The sequence below is a fragment of the Oleiphilus sp. HI0061 genome, from assembly GCF_001635675.1.
In genome coordinates, this window is the sequence record NZ_LWFE01001287.1 from 1 (window position 1) to 2,628 (window position 2,628).

Annotated in this window: 2 protein-coding genes; one reads left to right on the top strand and one right to left on the bottom strand. The window is 44.0% G+C overall.

Annotated features, from left to right (window positions below):
• Positions 1-53: 53 nt before the first annotated feature.
• Positions 54-473: an OsmC family protein gene (locus tag A3735_RS20215; RefSeq protein WP_068512558.1), complete on the top strand. Its 420-nt coding sequence runs from the start codon at positions 54-56 to the stop codon at positions 471-473.
• A gap of 59 nt (positions 474-532) precedes the next feature.
• On the opposite strand, the gene A3735_RS20220 is transcribed toward A3735_RS20215, so the two are convergent.
• On the bottom strand, positions 533-2,628 hold a 2,096-nt coding region (locus A3735_RS20220; protein WP_156499791.1), incomplete at its 5' end, for a DUF1631 family protein.

Genomic DNA, 2,628 nt, shown 5'->3' on the forward strand with positions numbered 1-2,628 from the left:
CGACGCAATTTCGCTAATTCAATTCTCATTACGAATACTCATTAGGTACACACATGAACGTAACAATTAATTGGGGCGGTGACGCCAAATTTGTAGGTCAATCAGGCTCAGGTCATGAAATAGTAATGGATGGCCCTCCTGACCATGGCGGAAAAAACCAAGGCCCTCGACCTATGGAAATGCTGCTACTAGGTTTGGGTGGCTGCACATCATTTGACGTCATGAGCATTCTGCAAAAATCCCGTCAAAACGTAACTGACTGCCAAGCAATTATCGACGCAGAACGTGCCGACGAAGTCCCCAGTGTTTTTACCAAGATCAGCATCCACTTCATTGTCAGTGGTGAGCAGCTTAAAGAAAGCCAAGTAAAAAGAGCCGTTTCTCTCTCTGCTGAAAAGTATTGCTCTGCTTCGATTATGCTTGAGAAAGGCGGTGTGGAAATCGCTCACAGCTATGAGATAAAAGAAGCCTGAGCCATAGTTCTTGAATATATAGAGCGAATTAAACTCACTAATTCGCTCTATGCCTCTTGCTATAAATCGATATAAGCAGAGACGGAAGAGCCCTGAACAAAATCGACCTTCAAGTGCTTCATTTTTTGCAGACAGATGGCTGTGTCAACGGCATTAGCCAAGACTTTCTTACCTAAATAGTGAGCGATTTCTATAATCGAATCCGCCGCCTTTTCATCACCTTCGGCTTGATTCAGCTCTTCCATAAACGACTCATCAATTTTGATCATATCGAAAGGCAACGCTTTGAGAAAGGCAAACGGAGACCGCTCTGAGCCAAAGTGATCGAGACAAAATTTGAAGCCTTCCGCTTTTAATTGGTTCATATAAGCCACCGCAGAGTGAATATCTTCAATCGCTGCGCAGTCATATAGATCAAAACATACTTTTCTAGCGGGAATTTTCCCTGCTCTGGAAAGAGAAAGCATTTGTTCAGTAAACTCTTCATCGCATAAAGAGTAACCACTAATCTGCACTCGGACATAGTTCTCATCATCTAAAACAGGGTGCTGATGTGCCTGCAAGGCTATCAGCTGCGCAATCCACCATGCATCCAGCTCTTTGGCATCTTCATCGCCACTGACCTCAAAAGGCGATTGCCCCCCCTCAACAAAGCACGACAGGTTCACGTGATTCTGTAATACGCTATTGCTGCTCGACGCATCGGCCTCACTCTCAGTATTGTTTAAACACTCCACAACCTGCATCTTCAGCTCAAGCGTCAGCGCACTAAAATCTATATCTTCAGGTAAAATGTTTTCTGACTCGTCAATATATAAAGTCGGGATATTGTCTGAATTGGCGACAGGCTCTGGTTCATTAACACGAACGCCATCCGAGGCAAACTCGTCTTCAAGCTCATTTCGATACTCTGAATCTGATCCATCGACACCCTCATCACTTTGATGTATTCGGGCAAAGCTCTCTTCAATTAACTCTAATGCAGCACGAATCATTGACTCTGGGTTATAAAACCCCATATGCGCCTTACTTTCACCAATCAACACTGACAATGCAGTCTCTTCAGACTCACATAGAGTCTCCAGCGTATCCTGGCACCGCAAACCTAAAAACTCTTCGCCATGGTCAACCGTAAATAAGACGAAGTCAGAATCATTAACCCGCCCTAAAACACCACCACCAAGCATACCACTCAATTGACCTGCAACATCCTTAGCGAAACTCGGCTCCAAACTTGCTGCATCATCTGTTTTGGTATCGTAAAAACGAATATAGAGTAAGTAACACTCTGCAGTTCGCTTGCCTTTCTTCATCAAGGTTCTAACCTGACGACAAAACTCTGATTTACGTATTAGGCCTGAACCTTCGTCATAATTCGACTCATACGCTATCTTGTCGTAAACCTCGGCAACCATATTGTCGAGGCTCTGGTTAACCATGGGTAGTTCATAATCAAAATCCAGAGATATTCGCCGGTCTCTTAGGTACGTCGCAAACTTTAGTAAGCCCAGCTCAATAACTTTCATACCCTGATGGTTTACACATACGAACTTGCTATAGCCTTTCGCTATCCAGACCAAGCGCATGTATTGCGGTTCCTTTCCTTCTCGCTCAAGTTGCAGCCAAGTACCCGTTTCAATAGATTTTGCTTTTAGAATCCAGGTTTTGAGCTCTTGAGACTTAGTAAGGTTTCGTTGCACCAAGTCATCTTCAGTCTCTGGCAGGTCTTGTAACTTAGCTTGCACCATATTATGGCAACCACGTGGCGCATTTTGAATAAGATGCTTTAACGACTCTCTTACAGTGCCAGACGCTTCATTCGTTCCCGATACCTGTTTCAGACCTTCTTGAATAACAGGAATAATTTTCTTAGCATCAACGGGGATTTCAGGATTGTCTCCAAAAGCAATTAGACGATCAAGAACCGATAAATAAGTATGCCACTGCTCACTATCTTCACCATATTTTATATGGGTGAGGTTCAGCAGTTCCTTCCAGCCATTTTCAACCAACACACTAACGGCTGATGGAACCTGCTTTCCAGCAAAACGTTGATTAAGTGCTGTTGCAACCGCAACCTTGGCCTCATCAACCTTATGCACACCATCAGCAGCGGCTGCCACTCGCTCTACATTCTTAACATATAGCTTGTTTT